Origin of the sequence: Elstera litoralis, from assembly GCF_000963705.1 — a bacterium.
In the GTDB taxonomy this organism is placed as follows: Bacteria; Pseudomonadota; Alphaproteobacteria; order Elsterales; family Elsteraceae; genus Elstera; species Elstera litoralis.
This window is the reverse complement of the sequence record NZ_LAJY01000722.1, coordinates 1-1,996: the sequence shown is the minus strand read 5'-3', so window position 1 is coordinate 1,996 and position 1,996 is coordinate 1. Positions and strand designations below refer to the sequence as shown.

The 1,996-nt window shown below is 65.0% G+C and carries 2 protein-coding genes and 1 pseudogene; all 3 read left to right on the top strand.

The features are described from left to right. Positions 1 to 23 precede the first annotated feature (23 nt). Positions 24 to 206, top strand: a pseudogene (locus VZ95_RS19320) (transposase); the annotation flags it as partial. A 317-nt stretch (positions 207 to 523) separates the two neighbouring features. Beyond that, complete coding sequence (locus tag VZ95_RS19315; protein ID WP_156995430.1) at positions 524 to 994, top strand: ImuA family protein; 471 nt, start codon at positions 524 to 526, stop codon at positions 992 to 994. Next, a partial coding sequence (locus VZ95_RS19310; protein ID WP_045777312.1) for a Y-family DNA polymerase occupies positions 951 to 1,996 on the top strand: 1,046 nt, incomplete at its 3' end. The genes VZ95_RS19315 and VZ95_RS19310, both read left to right, overlap by 44 nt.

Sequence of the window (1,996 nt, the reverse complement as noted above, 5' to 3'; positions counted from 1 at the left end):
CCGTTTTTACGGAATCGTAAATAATGGGCATTCTACGTCAGGCGGAGGGTGGCGTTCCGATTATCGAGCTATGCCGGGAACACCGGACGAGCAGCGGGACGTTCTATAAATGGCGGACCAAGTACGGGGGTATGGATGCGTCGATGATCTCGGAAACGAAGAGCCTTGAGGATGAAAACCGTTGGCTGAAGAAGATGTTTGCCGAGCTCAGTGTGTGGAAAATCTACGTGCGAGCCCCCTTAAAAATGGGAGGATTACCGAAGACAGCGCGTTGACTTATACTCCAAATAAGAACATATAAGGAACATGCTTAGTTCCGCCCCAATCCCCGTCCTATCGCCTGCCGTGCGCTTACCGCGCGCACGGGCGTTGCTGCGCCAGATTAGCCCGGCGACGCGGGACGAGAGGAAGGTCATTTCGCTTGGATCGGCGGAACTTGACGCGCGGCTGCCGTGGCGGGGATTGCCCCAGGCGGGGTTGCACGAGGTGCAAGGACCGGCGGCGCTCGCCTGGGCTTTGGCGCTTGCGGGCCGGGTCTTTGGCGGCGCGTGCGCCGGGGCTGCTGCTGGTTCTGGGGGCACCGAAAGCCCTGATGCTCTATCCACCCGGTTTGGCGGGTTTTGGGATTGCGCCGGAGCAAATCGTGAGCCTTGAAGCCGTCGCCGAGACGCAGCGGCTGTGGGTACTGGAGGAGGTTTTACGCAGTGGCTGTTTTGCCGTGGTGTTGGCGGAAGCTGAGAGCCGGGATTTGACCGTTTCGCGCCGTCTGCACCTTGCGGCGGAGGCGGGGGGTTGCATGGCGTTACTCTGCGGGCAGAAGGGCGGGACCAGTGCGGCGCTCACCCGCTGGCACGTAACGCCTCAGCCGGGAGAGCAACGCCCGATCTGGCGGGTTGCGTTGCAGCGCTGTCGGGGCGGGCAGCCATCGGAATTTATCGCGGGTTGGGATCATGACGCGCTTCGTCTCCATCCAGCTTCCGTTCTGGCCGACTGATCGGCTGGGCTGGGAGCCCGGCCTGCGAGCAGCGCTGCTCACGAAAGAAGGCAGCGCGCTGGTACTGGCGGCTGTCACCGAGGCAGCGCAGCAGGGCGGCTTGCGCCCAGGGCAACGCTTGGCCGATGCCCTGGCGGCCTTTCCTGATTTACCGACCCAAGCGCTGAATGTGGAAGCGACCGCCGCCGCGCTCGCCCGCCTTGCCTTGCGCTGTCAGCGCTGGTCGCCGCTCACCGCACCCGATGGCGACACGGCGGTGCTGCTCGATGTCACGGGCGTTGCGGGTCTTTTCGGTGGGGAGCCAGGGTTGATGGATGACATCGGCGCGGCCTTTCGGGATTTCGGTGTCAGCTTCCGTCTTGCCTTGGCCGATACGCCGGGCGCGGCCTGGGCCTGGGCGGGGTTCGGCGACGGGGGGATTTTGCCCGTGGGCGCGATCCGGCAGATGCTCGCGCCCTTGCCGATTGCGGCGCTGCGGCTTGCGCCGGAGGTGCTCGCGGGCTTGCACCGTTTGGGGCTGCGCCAGATCGGCGATCTGCTGGCGCAACCGCGTGCGCCCTTGGCCAATCGCTTTGGCATTACTTTGCCGCAGCGGCTCGATGCCGTGCTGGGGCATCGTCCAGAAGTTATCCGCTGGCACAAAACTGCCCCGCACTATGCTGAACGCACGCCGTTCGTGGAGCCCATCGGCACGCGGGAAAGCGTGGAAGTCGCGCTTCGGCACCTGCTGGAAAGATTGATCCTGCGCCTCACCGAGGCGGGCTTAGGCGTGCGACGGCTGGCGTTCACCTTGGAGCGCGTCGATAGCAGCCAACAAAGTTTCACCATCGGCACCGCCCAAGCGGAACGGGAGAGTGCTCGCCTGCTGCGGCTGTTCCGCGACCCGCTCGATGGGCTCGATCCGGGTTTCGGCATCGAGGCGGCGCGGCTCGAAGCCTTGGAGACCGAGGGTTTCACCCGGCGGCAGGCGGCGCTCGATGGGCGCGGGGCGGAAGCCGAGCG